Origin of the sequence: Tahibacter sp., assembly GCF_032229445.1 — a bacterium.
Lineage (GTDB): Bacteria > Pseudomonadota > Gammaproteobacteria > Xanthomonadales > Rhodanobacteraceae > Tahibacter.
The window spans coordinates 42,184-57,789 of record NZ_JAVTWC010000070.1 but is presented as its reverse complement, the minus strand read 5'-3'; the positions used below and the strand labels follow the sequence as shown (position 1 = coordinate 57,789).

The 15,606-nt window shown below is 68.0% G+C and carries 13 protein-coding genes and 1 pseudogene; 9 read left to right on the top strand and 5 right to left on the bottom strand.

What is annotated here, in order from left to right; translation table 11 throughout:
• The first annotated feature begins 195 nt into the window (after window positions 1-195).
• Entirely contained in the window at window positions 196-1,296 is a 1,101-nt protein-coding gene (locus RUU78_RS13245) for a pectinesterase family protein (RefSeq protein ID WP_313917333.1), read from the top strand.
• A 147-nt stretch (window positions 1,297-1,443) separates the two neighbouring features.
• Here the strand turns inward: RUU78_RS13245 and RUU78_RS13240 are convergent, their stop codons facing one another.
• A complete protein-coding gene (locus RUU78_RS13240) occupies window positions 1,444-2,796 on the bottom strand; it encodes a hypothetical protein (RefSeq protein ID WP_313917331.1) in 1,353 nt (450 codons plus the stop codon).
• Between the two features lie 166 nt (window positions 2,797-2,962).
• On the opposite strand from RUU78_RS13240, the gene RUU78_RS13235 reads away from it, so the two are divergent.
• The 5 genes from RUU78_RS13235 to RUU78_RS13215 all read left to right on the top strand — a co-directional run bounded on the left by RUU78_RS13235 (window position 2,963) and on the right by RUU78_RS13215 (window position 7,958).
• On the top strand, window positions 2,963-3,793 hold the full coding sequence (locus tag RUU78_RS13235; RefSeq protein WP_313917329.1) for a 2-keto-4-pentenoate hydratase: 831 nt from the start codon (window positions 2,963-2,965) through the stop codon (window positions 3,791-3,793).
• Window positions 3,790-4,788: a TRAP transporter substrate-binding protein gene (locus RUU78_RS13230; RefSeq protein ID WP_313917328.1), complete on the top strand. Its 999-nt coding sequence runs from the start codon at window positions 3,790-3,792 to the stop codon at window positions 4,786-4,788. The genes RUU78_RS13235 and RUU78_RS13230 overlap by 4 nt, the downstream gene beginning before the upstream one ends.
• A gap of 67 nt (window positions 4,789-4,855) precedes the next feature.
• Window positions 4,856-5,365 carry a TRAP transporter small permease gene (locus RUU78_RS13225; protein WP_313917326.1) on the top strand — a complete coding sequence of 170 codons (510 nt, stop codon included), beginning with the start codon at window positions 4,856-4,858 and terminating at the stop codon, window positions 5,363-5,365.
• Entirely contained in the window at window positions 5,365-6,645 is a 1,281-nt protein-coding gene (locus tag RUU78_RS13220) for a TRAP transporter large permease (protein ID WP_313917324.1), read from the top strand. The genes RUU78_RS13225 and RUU78_RS13220 overlap by 1 nt, the downstream gene beginning before the upstream one ends.
• Window positions 6,646-6,905: 260 nt before the next feature.
• Window positions 6,906-7,958 (top strand): LacI family DNA-binding transcriptional regulator, encoded by a 1,053-nt coding sequence (locus RUU78_RS13215; protein ID WP_313917322.1) that lies wholly within the window; start codon window positions 6,906-6,908, stop codon window positions 7,956-7,958.
• Window positions 7,959-8,009: 51 nt separating this feature from the next.
• On the opposite strand, the gene RUU78_RS13210 is transcribed toward RUU78_RS13215, so the two are convergent.
• Both RUU78_RS13210 and RUU78_RS13205 read right to left on the bottom strand, forming a co-directional pair.
• On the bottom strand, window positions 8,010-9,113 hold the full coding sequence (locus RUU78_RS13210; protein WP_313917320.1) for a PilT/PilU family type 4a pilus ATPase: 1,104 nt from the start codon (window positions 9,111-9,113) through the stop codon (window positions 8,010-8,012).
• Window positions 9,114-9,118: 5 nt separating this feature from the next.
• Window positions 9,119-10,669 (bottom strand): GspE/PulE family protein, encoded by a 1,551-nt coding sequence (locus tag RUU78_RS13205; RefSeq protein ID WP_313917318.1) that lies wholly within the window; start codon window positions 10,667-10,669, stop codon window positions 9,119-9,121.
• A 595-nt stretch (window positions 10,670-11,264) separates the two neighbouring features.
• On the opposite strand from RUU78_RS13205, the gene kduI reads away from it, so the two are divergent.
• From kduI to RUU78_RS13190, 3 genes are all read left to right on the top strand, one after another.
• Window positions 11,265-12,113: a 5-dehydro-4-deoxy-D-glucuronate isomerase gene (kduI, locus tag RUU78_RS13200; protein ID WP_313917317.1), complete on the top strand. Its 849-nt coding sequence runs from the start codon at window positions 11,265-11,267 to the stop codon at window positions 12,111-12,113.
• A gap of 7 nt (window positions 12,114-12,120) precedes the next feature.
• Entirely contained in the window at window positions 12,121-12,879 is a 759-nt protein-coding gene (kduD, locus tag RUU78_RS13195) for a 2-dehydro-3-deoxy-D-gluconate 5-dehydrogenase KduD (protein ID WP_313917315.1), read from the top strand.
• Window positions 12,880-13,049: 170 nt separating this feature from the next.
• Window positions 13,050-14,147, top strand: coding sequence for a cupin domain-containing protein (locus RUU78_RS13190; protein ID WP_313917335.1), 1,098 nt, complete (start codon window positions 13,050-13,052; stop codon window positions 14,145-14,147).
• Window positions 14,148-14,172: 25 nt separating this feature from the next.
• Here the strand turns inward: RUU78_RS13190 and RUU78_RS13185 are convergent, their stop codons facing one another.
• A complete protein-coding gene (locus RUU78_RS13185) occupies window positions 14,173-14,700 on the bottom strand; it encodes a DUF4199 domain-containing protein (protein ID WP_313917313.1) in 528 nt (175 codons plus the stop codon).
• Between the two features lie 240 nt (window positions 14,701-14,940).
• Window positions 14,941-15,123, bottom strand: a pseudogene (locus tag RUU78_RS13180) (LuxR C-terminal-related transcriptional regulator); the annotation flags it as partial.
• Between the last annotated feature and the right edge of the window lie 483 nt (window positions 15,124-15,606).

Below are 15,606 nucleotides of genomic sequence, written 5' to 3'. Positions count from 1 at the left end.
TGCCTGCTGCGCAGGCATTTGGCCGCCCCCTTGACTCAAGGGGGCTCCGGAATCAGAAGCAGATATCGGCATGTTCAGAGATTTCCTGGCGCGCTCGACAGCAGAAAGCTCGCGAACAGCGCGGCGGCCCGCATCGACAGCTAAGGGCCGCGCCCCAGCGGCCTGTGTCCATTGCCTGCGCGCGGCGCCGTTCGCTTGAACCGCCCCGTCCTGCCACGGCGGCGATTCCTGCTGCAGGCGTCTTCGCTGGCGTCGCTGTCGCTGCCGGGCTGTTTCGTGCGGCGCCCGGCGGATCGCTTCGACGCGGTGGTCGCACACGGCGATGCCGCGCCCGACGGGCGTCGCTATGACAGCCTCGCCGCGGCGATCGCGGCAGCGCCATCGCTGGGGGCGCGGCCGTTCCGTATCGCGATCGGCGTGGGCGTATGGAATGAAAAGCTCGTCGTCGACAAGCCGAATGTGCATCTGATCGGTGCGCAGCGCGAGCGTTGCCGTATCGGTTCGGATCGCGCCGCCGGTCATCGCCGCGACGATGGTGAGCCCTGGGGCACCTGGGGCTGCGCCAGCGTGATCGTGCGGGCCGGCGGTTTTCGCGCACGTTCGCTGACGTTCGAGAACCGCTTCGACTATCGCGCGCATCTGGAAAAGCCGGTATTGGAAACCGTCGGCGCCAACGGCGCCCAGGCCGTTGCGCTGATGCTGGATACGGGCTCCGACCGCGTCGTGCTCGAAGACTGCGACATCGACGGACACCAGGACACCTTGTTCGCCGAGGCCGGCCGCACCTGGCTGCGCCGTTGCCGCGTGCGCGGCAGTGTGGACTTCATCTTCGGTGCGGGCGAGTGCGTACTCGACGACTGCGAAATCGTGTCGCGCTTCCGGCCGGGCAAGGAGCGTCAGGGATACCTGACCGCGCCCTCGACGCCGGCGACGCAGTCCGTCGGCCTGCTGCTGCGCCGCTGCAACCTCTCGCGCGAGGCCGAGGTGCCCGCGGCCAGCGTTGCCTTAGGCCGGCCTTGGCGCCCTACACGCACGTTTGCCGACGGCCGCTACGGCGACCCTGCCGTAAGCGGTAGCGCCGCGTTCATCGACTGCTGGATGGATGCGCACATCGACGCGCGCTGGGATGCGATGAACTACACCGCGCGCGACGGCAGCCGCGTCGCCTTCGAACCCGGCGACGCGCGGTTCGGCGAAGCCGGCAGCCGCGGCCCCGGCGCGCGGGTCAGCGAACGGCGGCCGCTGCTCGATCCGCAGACGGTGCAGCAGTTGCGGCGATATCGGCCGTTCCGGTAGGCCAGGCCGCGCGCGCCTGACGTGCGCGCGACAAACCGGAAGCCGCCAACCGCGCGAGTTGCCGGCTGGCGAAACACGTATGCCGCTATGCTGACGCGGTTTTCGCCAACGACGTTCCAGGCGAGTCCGCGAGCGTGACGGGAAACTTCACTTCGGCCTGCGCTTGGCCGGAAACCCTGCTTTCGGCAACAGCGTCTCCATATCCCACTCGCTTTCGTCGAATGCGCGATAGGTAGCGCCATCGGTGGGGTAGCCGCCGACCTCGTCCTCGCTGTCGATGATCTTGCCGCGGCCTTCGACCGTGTCGGCGACGATGCGCGCGTCGATGCTGTCGCGGTCCCAGGGGCGCGCGCCGGCGTCTTCGAGCACGGCGTCCTGCACGGCGCTGGCCGGCAACGGCGTCACGCCGTGGGGCAGGGCGGGTGCACTCTTACGCATTGTCCATTTTGCCGGCGTTGTCGTATAGCGGCCGAGTTCGGGCAGTGGCCGGCCGAGGCGGTCGACGGCGATGTTGTCGTGCAGATACAGGTCCACGTCGCCGGAGCCGCCGAGCATGAACAGCGCGACGTCCGCTGGCGTCGACGGCCCGGCGCGCAGCACGTTGCCGATCAGGCCGAGCGCACCGATCTGGCGCGCGTGGTCGCCCCATTCTTCCTGGATGAGGTTGTAGTGCACGGCACGCGGGCCCGGGTCGTAGATCAGGTTGTTGACCATGAGGCCGCGCGCGCCGCCCTTGAACAGCGCACTGCGCTCGTGGTTGTGCGCGTAGAGATTGCTGACGATCAGGATGTCGCTGACGTTGTCGTGGATCAGCGAGCCCTTGGAATGCTCGCCCTTGGCGTGCGTCGAATGAGCCAGGCCCTCGGCGATGATGTTGTGGCTGAAGGTGATGCGGTGCGAAACCGCGTCGCGCCAGGCGTCGGGCGTGTCGCCGACGAAGCGCGCGCCCGAGGCGGAGAGGTTTTCGTCGGTCGCCCAGGTCAGGCTGCAGTGGTCGACGATGATGTCGCGCGCGCCGGTCAGCGTCGACAGCGCATCGACGTCCCAGCGGCCGCCCTTGTGCACGCCGGCCTCGCCCGGACGGATGCGGATATGGCGCACCACCACGTCGTGGGTTGCGATATCGATGCCGCCGCGGATCAGCGTGATGCCCGGCGACGGCGCGGTCTGGCCGGCGACGGTGAGGAACGGTTCGCGGATGACGACTTCGCTGCGATTGAGGTCGATCACGCCGCCGACCTCGAACACGACGATGCGCGGCCCTGGGGTGTTGAGTGCTTCGACGAGCGAGCCGGGGCCGCTGGCCTTGAGCGTGGTGACACGTAGAACTTTGCCGCCGCGGCCGCCCGGCGTCTGTGCGGCCCAGCCCTGAGCACCGGGAAATGCGGTGGCGGCCACGGCAGAGCCGAGCATCGACGAGAACAGCAACGCCAGGAGAACGAGGTAGCGAAGCAAGGCCGGTCGGCCGATGGCAACAACGGGGCGGGGCGCCTGCATCACGGGTCTGATCTCCTGGGGGCATAGCAGATTGAACCCGAAACGCGCGTCCCGGGCACCGGTGCATTGTAAATGACACCGGTTTCCTTTATACAAGCCCCACGCTGCCGCCGGCCCGGTCGGCAGGCGCGAGCGGGGTTTCCGGAGCGTTCCCGAAATGAGGTCAGGCATGAGCACAGCGCTGCCCGTCAGCGACAATCCCGCGGAAGCCGTCGCCGACGAGCTGGTCGCCGCGCGTCTCGCGGCGCGGCCGTTGGCGCGTTTTCCGGGCGTGCTGCCGGCGGACCTGGCCGAGGCCTACCGGTGTCAGGACGCTGTTATCGCGCGCTGGCCAACCCCGGTCGCCGGCTGGAAGGTCGGCTATATCGCGCCGGAGCGGCGAGAGCCGCAGGGCGATCCACGCCTGGTCGGCCCTATCTTTGCCGGCAACATCCGTCCGCTCGACGGCGCCGAAGGCGAGTTCGCCGTGATTGCCGGCGGATTCGCCGCGGTCGAGGCGGAGTTCATGTTCCGGCTGGCGCGCGACATCCCGGCGCAGGTGCACGACTGGACTCCCGAGGAGGCCGCGCGAGAAGTCGCGGCGCTGCATGTCGGGATCGAACTCGCCGGCAGCCCGCTGGCCGACATCAACGTGCTCGGTCCCTGCGCGGTCGTCGCCGATTGCGGCAACAACGCGGGCTTGCTGCTGGGGCCGGCGATTGCGAACTGGCAGGATGTCGCGATGGACGACCTGCGCTGCAGTACCTGGATCGATGGCCAGCTGGCAGGGCGCGGCGGCGCCGCGACCCTGGCCGGCGGTCCGCTTGCCGCGCTGGCCTTCGCGCTGTCGCGCAATGCGCGCTGCGGCCGCACGATGCGCGCCGGCGAGTGGATCACGACCGGTGCCGCGACCGGTATCCACGACATCGTCGCCGGCCAGCACGCGGTCGTCGATTTCGGCGCCTACGGCCGCCTGCGTTGTCGCGCCGTGCCGGCGCGCGCCCACGGGGGCGGCGCATGAAGACGCGACGTCAGTTCCTCGGCGCGGCCGCCGCGGTCCTCGGTGCGGCGGCGACGGGCCTGCGCGCGGCGCCGGTGTCGCGCATCGAACTCGCCGCGACCGACGTGCACGTACGCGGCTATCCCACGGTGGAAGCGCTGCGCTGGATCGGCGAGACGCTGGAACGCGAGACAGAAGGCCGCGTCGGTGTGCGTCTTTATCATTCCGGCCAGCTCGGCCGCGAGTCCGACCTGATCGACCTGGCCCGCTTCGGCGCGATCGACATCGCGCGCGTCAACATGGCGGCGCTGAACAACCCGTTCCCGGCGACGCGCATCCTGTGCCTGCCGTACGTGTTCGACGATACCGCGCACATGCGTCGCTCGCTCGACGGCGCGATCGGCAAGGAGATTCTTTCCAAATTTGCACAACGCGATCTCGTCGGTCTCGCGTTCTACGATTCCGGTGCGCGCTGCATCTACAACAACAAGCGGTCCATCGTCGCGCCGCAGGATCTGCGCGGCCTCAAGATCCGCGTGCCGCCGTCGGACATTTTCATGCACCTGATCCGCGCGCTCGGCGCGAACCCGACGCCGCTGCCTTACGGCGAAGTCTATTCGGCGCTGCAGACCCACCTGATCGACGGCGCCGAAAACAACTGGCAGAGCTTCCACACCACGCGTCAGTTCGAGGCGGCGCAGTACTGGTCCTACAGCGGCCATTCGTACTCGCCGGAAGCGCTGCTGATGTCGCGCCGGCGTTTCGATCTGCTGCGGCCTGACGATCGTGAGCGGCTGCTCGACATCGCGCAGCGCTCGGTCGGGTACATGCGCTCGCTGTGGGACGAATCCGAGAAGGCGTCGCGCGACTACGTGCTGGCGCGCGGGGTGCAGGCGAACGACGTCGACCGCGCCGCGTTCGAGCGCGCCGCGGCACCAGTCGTCGCGCGCTATCGCGAGGACGCGGCCGTGGACCGATATTTCCGCGGCATACGCGAACTTTCGGGCAAGGCCTGAGCGCGGCGGCGTACACACGACAGAACAAGTGGCGACCACGCCGCAGGCGTCACCGATGGGAGGAACGATGCAAGTCAGCGAAACCGGGAACTGGTCATCGATGACGGGTGTGCTGCAGCGCTGCGCACGCCTGGCGCTGCTCGTCGCAGGGACCGCGCTCGTCAGCCTGGCCGCAGTCCAGGCCTGGCAGGTGATCGCGCGCTACCTGCTGAACGATTCGCCGGGCTGGACCGAACCGCTCGCGCTGCTGCTGCTCAATACCGCGATGAGCCTGGGTGCCGCCGCCGCGGTTCACCAGCGCGCGCATTTCGGCTTTCCGCTGCTGGTGCACCTGTCGCCGCCACGATTGCGGCGCGTGCTAGAAGCGTTCTCGTCGCTCGTCGTGCTGGCCCTGGGTTCGGTGCTCGCGATCGGCGGCGTGACCTTGCTGTTCGACGGTTGGGGTGTGCGCATGGCCGGCACAGTGCTGCCGCAGGGGCTGATGTTCCTGCCGCTGACGCTCGGCGGCACGCTGATGGCGCTGTTCGCGCTGGCCGAACTGGTGACGCCGCGCAGTCCTGCAGCGGAGCCGCGCTGATGGCCGCGACCCTGCTGTTCGGCTGTTTCATGGTGTTGCTGCTGACCGGCGTGCCGGTCGCGTTCGCGCTGCTCGGCGCATCGCTGACGACGCTCCTGTACGTGGGCATGCCGGCGCTCGTGCTGGTACAGCAGACGGTGTCCGGCGCGAGTGCCGCCTCGCTGATCGCGATTCCGTTGTTCATCTTTGCCGGCGAAATCATGCTGCGCGGCGGTATTTCCGAACGCCTGATCGCGCTCGCCAGTTCGCTGGTCGGCCATCTGCGCGGCGGGCTCGGACAGGTCAGCGTGCTGTCGTCGCTGTTTTTCGGCGGCGTGTCGGGCTCGGCCATTGCCGACGTGTCGGCGATCGGCGGCGCGATGATTCCGCAGATGGTGCAGCGCGGTTTCGACCGCGACTTTGCCGTCAACGTGACCATGACTGCGGCCCTGGTCGCCCTGCTGGTTCCGCCGTCGCACAATCTCATTTTGTACTCGGCCGCAGCCGGTGGCGGCATCTCGATTGCCGACCTGTTCGCCGCGGGCGTGATTCCGGCGTTGCTGCTGACCGCGACCGTGATGCTGACCGCCTGGATCATTGCGCGCCGCCGCGGCTACGCCGTGGAGGCGTTTCCGGGCTTCGGCGCGGTGCTGCGCCGCCTCGTCGCGGCTCTGCCGGGTCTGCTGCTGGTCGCCCTGATCTTCGTCGGCATCCGCGCCGGCGTGTTCACCGCGGTGGAAAGTGCGGCGATTGCCGTGTGTTACGCGCTGCTCGTTACCAGCCTGCTGTACCGCCAGGTCTCGCGCAGCGACTTCGTCGCGACCATGGTCCACGCCGCGCGCACGACCGGCATGATCCTGTTCGTGATCGCCTCGGCCGCGTGCTTCGGCTGGCTGCTGGCCTACCTGCAGCTGCCGGCGGCGGCGGTGGAACTGCTGACCGGCCTCGACGTGAGCCGCCATCTGTTGCTGTTGCTGATGATCCTGATGCTGCTCGCGCTGGGCACCTTCATGGACCTCGCCCCGCTGATCATCATCTGCACGCCGATCTTCCTGCCCGCGGCCAAGGCCATCGGCGTGGATCCGGTGCATTTCGGCGTGATCCTGATCCTCAAGGGCGGCATCGGCCTGATCACGCCGCCACTGGGTTCGGTGCTGTTCGTCGGCACGGCGATCGGCAAGATCACCATCGGAGAGGCGCTGCGCACGATCTGGCCGTTCTACCTGGCCGCGTTGGCGGTACTGCTGATCGTGGCGTTCGTGCCCGAATTGTCGCTGTGGCTGCCGCGGGTGCTGAAGTAAGGCGCAGCGAGCCAGGGCGGCGCACGACGGCGGCGCGGACTTGCCCGGATTTCTCACCCCCCTTCTACTGCGGCCGCCGATACGCTCGCCCTGGCGCGCGCTGCTCCCTCGTGTCGGCTCGACGTAGCGTCGACTACGCCTTCGCCGTCAATGAAGTACGCGGCGCGCGTCAGGACGGCATCCCGACGGCCTCGCTACGAAGCGGCGTGAGAAATCCGGGCTAGAATCGTGGACGCAAGGCACTGCCCGGACGGATCCGCATGACCCGACGCTCCCGCGACGCGAGCAATGACACGGCCGCCACCCTCAGCGGCGGTGGAACCATCAACGACATCGCACGCCTGGCCGGCGTATCGAAGAAAACGGTCTCGCGCGTGATCAACCGTTCGCCGCTGGTGCAGCAGGAGACGCGCGAGAAGATCGAGGCGCTGATCCGCGAAGTCGGCTACGTGCCCGATCCGATGGCGCGAGGGCTCGCGTTCCGCAAGTCCTTCCTGATCGGCATGGTCTACGACAACCCGAATGCCCAGTACATCGTCAACATGCAGGAAGGCGCACTCGCGAGCCTGCGTGGCTCGGGCTTCGAGCTTGTCGTGCATCCCTGCGACAGCAAGAGCGAGGACTACATTGCCGGGGTGCGCCACTTCGTCGTGCAGCAGCGTCTGCACGGCGTGATCCTCGTGCCGCGCGTGTCCGAGGACAGCGCGCTGGTGGAAATGCTCAATCAGGTCGGCTGCCGCTATGCGCGCATCGCCGCCGTGTCGCTCGACGAACCCGCGCGCATGATCGCGACCAATGACCGGCTCGGCGCGGTCGAGGTCGCGAACTACCTGGAATCGCTGGGCCATCGCAACATCGGCCTGATCACCGGTCCACAACGCTACCTGTCCACACGTGAGCGCGGCGCGGGTTTCCTGCAGGCGCTGTCCAGGCGCGGTATCGAACTGCCGGCGACGCACATCGTCGAAGGCGGCTATACCTTCGAATCCGGCGTCGCCTGCGCCGAGCGCCTGCTCGCGCTGGAGCCGCGACCGACTGCGATCTTCACGCTCAACGACGAGATGGCGGCCGGCGTCTACAAGGCCGCCTTCAAGATGGGCCTGTCGATACCCGACCACCTGTCCGTGGTCGGCTTCGACGATTCGCCGATGGCCTCGCGCCTGTGGCCGTCGCTGAGTTCCGTGCGGCTGCCGATCCGCGACATGGGTGCGTTCGCCGCGGCGATGCTGCTGGCGAGCGAGGGCGATGCGCGGGCAGCGCCGCTGATCGCGCCGCATCTGGTGATCCGCGAATCCTGCCAGTCGCCGCGCTGAGGCTAGCCTGGGCGGCCGGTCAGCACCGTGGCGTCCCCGCTCCTTCCACGCCTACTTCATGTCTTCCATCTGCAGGCCGTCGATCGTCGGTATCGGGTTGGTCAGGCGAACGCGCAGCGAGAGGTCCGTCCTCGAATCGGCATTTTCGAGTGCCTCCTTGAGGCTGATGCGGCCCGCGACGTAGAGCCGGTACAGCGACTCGTCGAAGGTCTGCATGCCGATGTTGACACCCTGCTTCATCGCGTCCTTGAGCTGGTCGATCTCGCCTTTCTCGATCAGGTCGGCGACGTAGGCCGTTCGCAGCAGGATTTCCACCGCGGGTACGCGCTTGGCGTCGACCCCCTTGGCCAGGCGCATCGCGATGACGGCCTGCAGGTTCAGGGACAGGTCGATCAGCAACTGGTGGCGCGCTGAATCCGGAAAGAAATTGATGATGCGGTCCAGGGTCTGGTTGGCGTTGTTGGCATGCAGCGTCGACAGGCACAGGTGGCCGGTCTCGGCGTAAGCGATCGCGTGCTTCATCGTTTCGCGGTCGCGGATTTCGCCGATCAGGATGACGTCGGGGGCCTCGCGCATCGCATTCTTCAGCGCGTTTTCGTAGGACAGCGTGTCCAGGCCGACCTCGCGCTGGTCGACGATCGACTGCCGGTGGCTGTGGATGAACTCGATCGGTTCTTCGATCGTGAGGATATGGCCGGTACGGTTGCGGTTGCGGTGGTCGATCATCGAGGCCAGCGTGGTCGACTTTCCCGAGCCGGTACTGCCGACGACGAGGATGAGTCCGCGAGGCAACATGATCAGATCTTTCAGCGTCGACGGCAGCGTCAGCTGCTCCAGCGTCGGGATGTCGCTGCTGATGTAGCGCATCGCGATGGCCACGGTATCGCGCTGCCGGTACACGTTGACGCGGAAGCGGCTCGCATCGGGCAGGGCAACGGCGAGGTTCATCTCCAGCGTCGCCTCGTATTCCTTCTGCTGTTTCTCGCTCATGATCGAGTACGCCATCGTCCGCACGTCCTCGCCCGTCAGCGGGGTCTCGCCCACATGCCGGGTTTCTCCCTCGATCTTTATAGATGGCGGCGCGCCGACACTGAAGAAGCAGTCGGAAGCCTTTTGTTTCACCATCAGCTGCATGTAGCTCGTGAGGTCATGCATCGTCGTCACTCCAGCCGGGTCATGTACGCTTCGTGCAGCGAGATCTCGTGGGCGCGCGCCAGTCCCGTCGCGTGCTCGGTCAGTGCGGTCATGCCGTCGCGCAGCGCCTGCGCCTGCAGTGCCGCTTCGTCGACGCCGGTCGTGATCAGGCTGCGCAGCGCTGGCGTCGCGACGAGGTATTCGTAGGTCATGAGGCGACCGGCAACGCCGGTGCCCGAGCAGCGTGTGCAGCCGGCGCCATGCTGGAACACTTCGTCCGGGCCGACCCCGAGCAGCACGAGCACGTGCGGGTCGACGGCCTCGACGACGCGACAGTACGGACAGTTGCGCCGGACCAGGCGTTGGGCCACGACGCCCAGCAGGGTCGCGCGCAGCAGATAGCTCGGTATTCCCATCTCGATGAGCCGGGCGATCGTCGACACAGCCGAATTCGTGTGCAGCGTCGACAGCAGCAGGTGTCCCGTCTGCGCGCTTTCGACGGCGATGCGCGCGGTTTCCTCGTCGCGGATCTCACCGACCATGATGACGTCGGGGTCGTGGCGCAGGATGTTGCGTAGCGCCTTGGCGAAGGTCATGCCGACTTCCGCGTTGATCGGTATCTGGGTGATGCCGGGGATACGGAATTCGACCGGATCCTCGACCGTGATGATGTTGAGGTTGCTGCGCATGACGGCATGCAGCGCGGCATACAGCGTCGTGCTCTTGCCCGAACCGGTAGGTCCGGTGGCGAGGATCATGCCGTTGCTGCGGTCGAGCGCGTCGACGAGATGCCGGGTATCCGTCGGCGAGAGGCCGATCTCGGTGACGTCGTTGAGGCCGATGCGCGCCAGCAGCAGGCGCAGCACGACGCTGGGACCCTCGACCGACGGCATGATGCTGATGCGGATGTCGATCGTGCGGTTGTGCTCGCGCACGTGCATCTGGCCGTCCTGCGGCAGCCGGTGTTCGGTGATGTCCATGACGCCGAGGATCTTGATGCGCCCGACGATGGCGGGCAGCAGCGTGCGCGAGAAGCGGCGGATCGGCGTCAGTTCGCCGTCGATCCGGAAAATTAGTTCCACGTCCTTCTCGCCCGGGCGGATATGGACGTCCGACGCGTGCCGGCGGATCGCTTCGAGGAGAATGCCGTCGACGAGGTGGACGACTGGCCTGGCCGACGACAGGGCCTCAAGTTCATGCCGGGCAGCGGCCGTCTCGGGCATCGCCGCTTCGAGGGCCGCAAATTCCTCGCTCTCGGCGATGAACTCGTAGCTGGCGTCGATCTTTCTGAGCAGCGAATCCTCCGCGGCGACCTCGATCTGCAGCGAACGACCCGTCAGGAACTGCAGCAACTGCACGGTTTCGATATTCGACGGTTCGGCCATGGCCACACGCAGCTGCTCGCCGTCGTAGCCCAGCGGCAGCACGCGATGGTCGCGGGCGATGCGAGCGGGAATCTCGTCGAGAATCGCCCGCGGGATTTCCTTGTCGAGCGCGGCGATGTGCAGGTTGAACCGGCGCGCCAGCGCCGTGGCGCTGCGAGCCTCGCCCGACGGGGGATCGGGCGCAGAGGACACGGGGTTGCGGACGACGGGCGGCGGCGTCACGGCCAGCCGCGCGCGGGGAGCTGGGCAGCCGTACGCACGACGTTCGCAAGCCTGGCGTCTGGCGGGCCGGAACGGCGTCGCGATGCCACCGGCGACGGCAGCGCCGGAAAGGCGCCGCCACTACCGGGGATTTCCTGGGAATCCTGGTTCATGCCGTCCGCGCGAGGGCCGCGATACGAGCCAGCATACGCTGAATCACGGTTTGGCAGCATTGTCCAGCTTGCTACCTTGTCCACTGACGGCGGGCCGCTCCAAGGCCCGATCGGCCCGGTGTGGCGGTGAAATCGGCTAGCCGCGGCGTGCGCCAGGGAATCGCGTCGCTGAGTCCGGTATCCGTCCGGGCGAGGGGAGCGAGCGCAGGCAAGGCCGCGAGTCAGCGCGAACGCGATGACGACGACGCACGGGCTATGGCGGCCCGCCACCGCCCCGGATGCAACGGGATGGCGAAGGCGAGTGTCCTTTCGCCGTCGCTCGGCGGGTGTTTTTCGCTCGCCATGACACCGGTTACCAACCGGACCGAAAAACGCTACCATCCGGCCCTGTCACGGCCCATCGCGGAGCGCGCATGTATCGCAAGACCTACCACGCCTGTCATCCCGACTCGATGCAGGGCGTCAGCAATGATCAGCTGCGCGAGCGGTTCCTGATCGGTGACCTGTTCGTCGCCGATACCGTGGTGCTGAACTACACGCACTACGAGCGATTCGTGATCGGCGGTGCTGCCCCGGTGACGCAGCCGGTGAGCTTGCCGGCGCAGACCGAGCCCGCTTCGGCGGTGGGCAAGCCCTTTCTCGAGCGTCGTGAACTCGGTGCCGTCAACGTGGGCAAGGGCACGGGCCGCATCCGTGTCGACGGGCAGAGCTATGAGCTCAAGCCGCGCGATGCGCTGTATCTGCCGATGGGCTGTGCCGAGGTCGTGTTCGAGTCGGTTTCGGCCGAGGAACCGGCCGCGTTCTACCTGGCCTCCACGCCGGCGCATGCGCGCTACGAGATCGTGCACATTTCCATCGACAGCGCCGTGCCGCTGCAGCGAGGTGCACTGGCGACGTCGAACGAGCGCACGATCTACCAGTACATCGTGCCGGCGACCTGCAAGTCCTGCCAGTTGCTGTTGGGCCTGACCCTGCTCAATACCGGCAGCGTCTGGAACACGATGCCACCGCACCTGCACGACCGGCGCAGCGAGGTGTATTTCTATTTCGATCTCGGCGCGAGCGACCGTGTCTTCCATTTCATGGGCGAGCCGGATGCGGCACGCCATCTCGTCGTCGCGAACCACGAAGCCGTGGTGTCGCCGCCGTGGTCGATCCACATGGGCTCGGGAACTGCGAACTACGGTTTCATCTGGGCCATGGGCGGGGAAAATCTCGACTACACCGACATGAACGTTCTCGATATCTGCCAGTTGAAATGAGGCGCATATGAGCGACTTGTTCGAGCTGAGCGGCCGCGTCGCGCTGGTGACGGGCGCTAACACGGGGCTGGGGCAGGGCATTGCGCTGGCGCTCGCGCAGGCCGGTGCGGACATCGCGGCGATCGGGCGCTCGGCGCCGGATGAAACCGCGGCGGCGGTGGCCGGCAGCGGCCGGCGCCTGCGCTGGATCGAGGCGGACCTGGATCGCGTCGACGGGCTCGGTGCCGCGGTGGATGCGGCGGTCGCGCAACTCGGCCGTGCCGATATCCTCGTCAACAACGCCGGCACGATCCGGCGCAACGCGGCGCTGGATTTCACCGAGGACGACTGGGACGCGGTGCTCGGCGTCAATTTGAAGACCGCGTTCTTCCTCGCCCAGGCCTTCGCGCGCCACTGCGTCGCCACAGGGCAGGGTGGCAAGATCGTCAACATCGCCTCGATGCTGTCGTTCCAGGGCGGCATCCGCGTCGCTTCGTATACTGCCAGCAAAAGTGGAATCCTCGGCCTGACCCGGCTGCTCGCCAACGAATGGGCAGCGCAGGGCATCAACGTCAACGCGATCGCGCCGGGCTATTTCGCCACGGCCAACACCACCGCTCTGCGCGCCGACGAGCAGCGCAACCGCGACATCCTCGCGCGCATCCCGGCGGCGCGCTGGGGCGAGCCCGCCGATCTCGGCGGCGCGGCAGTGTTCCTGTGCTCGCGCGCGGCGGACTACGTGCACGGCGCGGTGCTGCCGGTCGACGGCGGGTGGCTGGCGCGCTAGGCATGGGGCCACAGCGCCGACAGAGCGTGGTTCTGCGGCGGGCACTCGCGCCGATCGCGCGGGCAGGCGCTGCGTTGGGTAGGTGGTGGCGTGCGGCCGCGCCGGTCGCCGCCAGCGTGCGCATCGCCGATCGACGCAGGGCCTATAGCGGCATTGTCGTCGCGTTCGCCGTGCTCGCTTCGCTCGCATGCATCGGTACCGCTTCCGCGCAGCTGCGCCTGCCGCCGCCACTGCGCATCGTCATCGCCGGCGATTCCACCGCGAGCGAGTACGACGCCTCGCGCTGGCCGCGGCGCGGCTGGGGCCAGGAACTGCCGGGCTGGTTCGACGCGTCGGTCGAGGTGCGCAATCGTGCGCAGAGCGGGCGCAGCGCGCGCAGTTTCATCGAGCAAGGTTGGGTCTACGACGTCGCGCGCGACCTGCGCGCCGGCGACCTGCTGCTGATCCAGTTCGGTCACAACGACGAGAAGCGCGACGACCCGGCGCGGTACAACGAACCGCAGCAGGCGTTTGCGCTGTGGCTGCGGCAATACCTCACGCTGGCGCGCAACGTCGGTGCAACGCCGGTGTTGCTGACCCCGGTCGCGCGGCGGCATTTCGTGGCCGGGCATGCCCGTGACCTGCACGGCCCGTATGCGCAGGCCGTGCACGCGCTCGCAGGGCAGGAACGCGTGGCACTCGTCGATCTCGGCGGTGCCAGCCTGCGCTGGCTCGAGGGCCTCGGCGAGGACGCCTCGCGCGACTACTACCTGCACGTACCCGCACAGAACCTGCACGACAACACCCACTTCCACCAGCGCGGTGCGGCGGCGATCGCCTGTCTCGTCGTGCAGGGGCTGCGTGCGCGCGGCCTGGTCGATGCGACGCGCCTGCGCCGCGATACCGACTGCGGCATTCCGGACGACGCCGACACCGTGCGTCCCGGCGCTTCGCGTGTCGCGCGCGACGGCGACTACCGGCGCGCGCAGCCGGCGCCGCACGGTGGTGGCGGTACGACGGTCGCCTATCCGTTGTTCGATGATGTGCCGGACCTCGACCTGATCCTTCGCCGCCGCGTGCTGCCGCCCGGCGCCGGCATCGGCCTGCACCGGCATACGCACGACGAGATCTACTACGTGCTGTCGGGACAGGGACGCTACGTGCTCGACGGTGTCATCTACGAGGTCGGCGCCGGTGACGCGTTGCTCACGCGTACCGGCAGCCACCATGCGCTGCACCAGGTCGGCGAGGCCGACCTCGTGATCCTCATCAATTACCGCAAGAAATAGCGCCGAAGACTGGGGGTGGTCATGCTCAGGCTGCGGCCAGTGCACGCGGCCGGCGCGAGGCGAACCAGGCGCCGACCAGGCTTTCGAGCACGCCGAGCACGAAGACCGTCGCGGCCATCACCGCGCCCTGCAGCGGCCGGTTGAAGAAGAACGGTCGCATGGCTTCGAGTTCCTTGAGCTGGCTGTCGATCGCGGCGGCGGTCGCGCCGGAATGGCGGATCTGTTCCCCGTAGAACGCGATCATCGCCTCGGGCAGCGCATCGCCAACCGCGGTATAGAACACCCAGGTCGCGAGGCCGAACAGGACTCCCGCGACGGCCGAGACGCCGACACCGGTGGCGAGCGCCGCGCCATAGCCGATGCCGCCGTGCCGCTGCGCTTCGTGGCGCATGGCGAAGTACGTCGCGCTGAGGCAGAGCAGCATGCTCGAGTAGCCGACGATCTCCCCGACCTTCATCCACTCGGGCTTGGCCCCGAAGATGAAGAAGGGCAGAAACAGCGCAACGCTGATGAGGGCGCCGCTGATCAGGCCGTAGCGTACGAAGGTGTTCATGGTGAGGGCTCCGCGTGAAGGTGAAGCCAGCCTAAGCTGGCGCTACGCCGTGCGGCATCGCCCGGGCGGGTGATTTTCGGGTGAGTGCGGCGCGGCGGCAGGTGTGGTCGAGGTCTGCGCCCCCCGCGCGTCGCCGTGGCGTCGCGTGCCCGATTGCCGCGCAGCGGCAGGCGCGGGGGAGACTGGGCCGCACAGGTGGCAGATCCGGCAAGCGCGTTACACGCGCCGGCGCGATCATGCTCAGGCCAGCCCGCGCTCGCGCGCCGCCTTCAGCGCTTCGACGCGCCGGCCGACGCCGAGTTTGGCGTAGACATTGGCCAGATGCGTCTTGACCGTGTTCTCCGACACCGACAGCGCGCGGGCTATCTCCTTGTTGCTGAGTCCCTTGGCGAGGTGCTGCAGGACTTCGCGTTCGCGCAGGCTGAGTTCCGCCGCTGAAGGTGCGCCGTCGCCCGGGTGCGGCACCGGCAGCGGCGCACCCGCGATCGGTGGCGATGGCGCCGGGGTTTCCGCGGGAGGTGATCCGAAGGCTTCGGCTGACCGCGGCGATCCGCGCAGGGCCGCCGCAGGGCCGCCGCAGGCTTTGATGTGTCCTGACGCCGCCGCGCGAGCTGCAGGCCTACGCTCATCGCCACGATCGCGATCGCGGCGCCGACCAGTTCACGCCCCCAGCCCAGTCGCATCGGCGCCAGGGTGATCAGCCACAGGCAGGCCATCACCGCAGCGGCCAAGCCGCCGTAGCCGAGCAGCAGAACGTAGAAGGAAGGAACGCGCATGGCGGCAGGATAGCGCAGGACCGAGCACCGTCAGGCGCTCGGGAAACGGCCTGCCCGGGCGATCCCGGGCACTTCGGGAACCTTGGCGTGTTGCATCTGCACGGTCGGAGCGGGACCCCGCAGCGGCCAC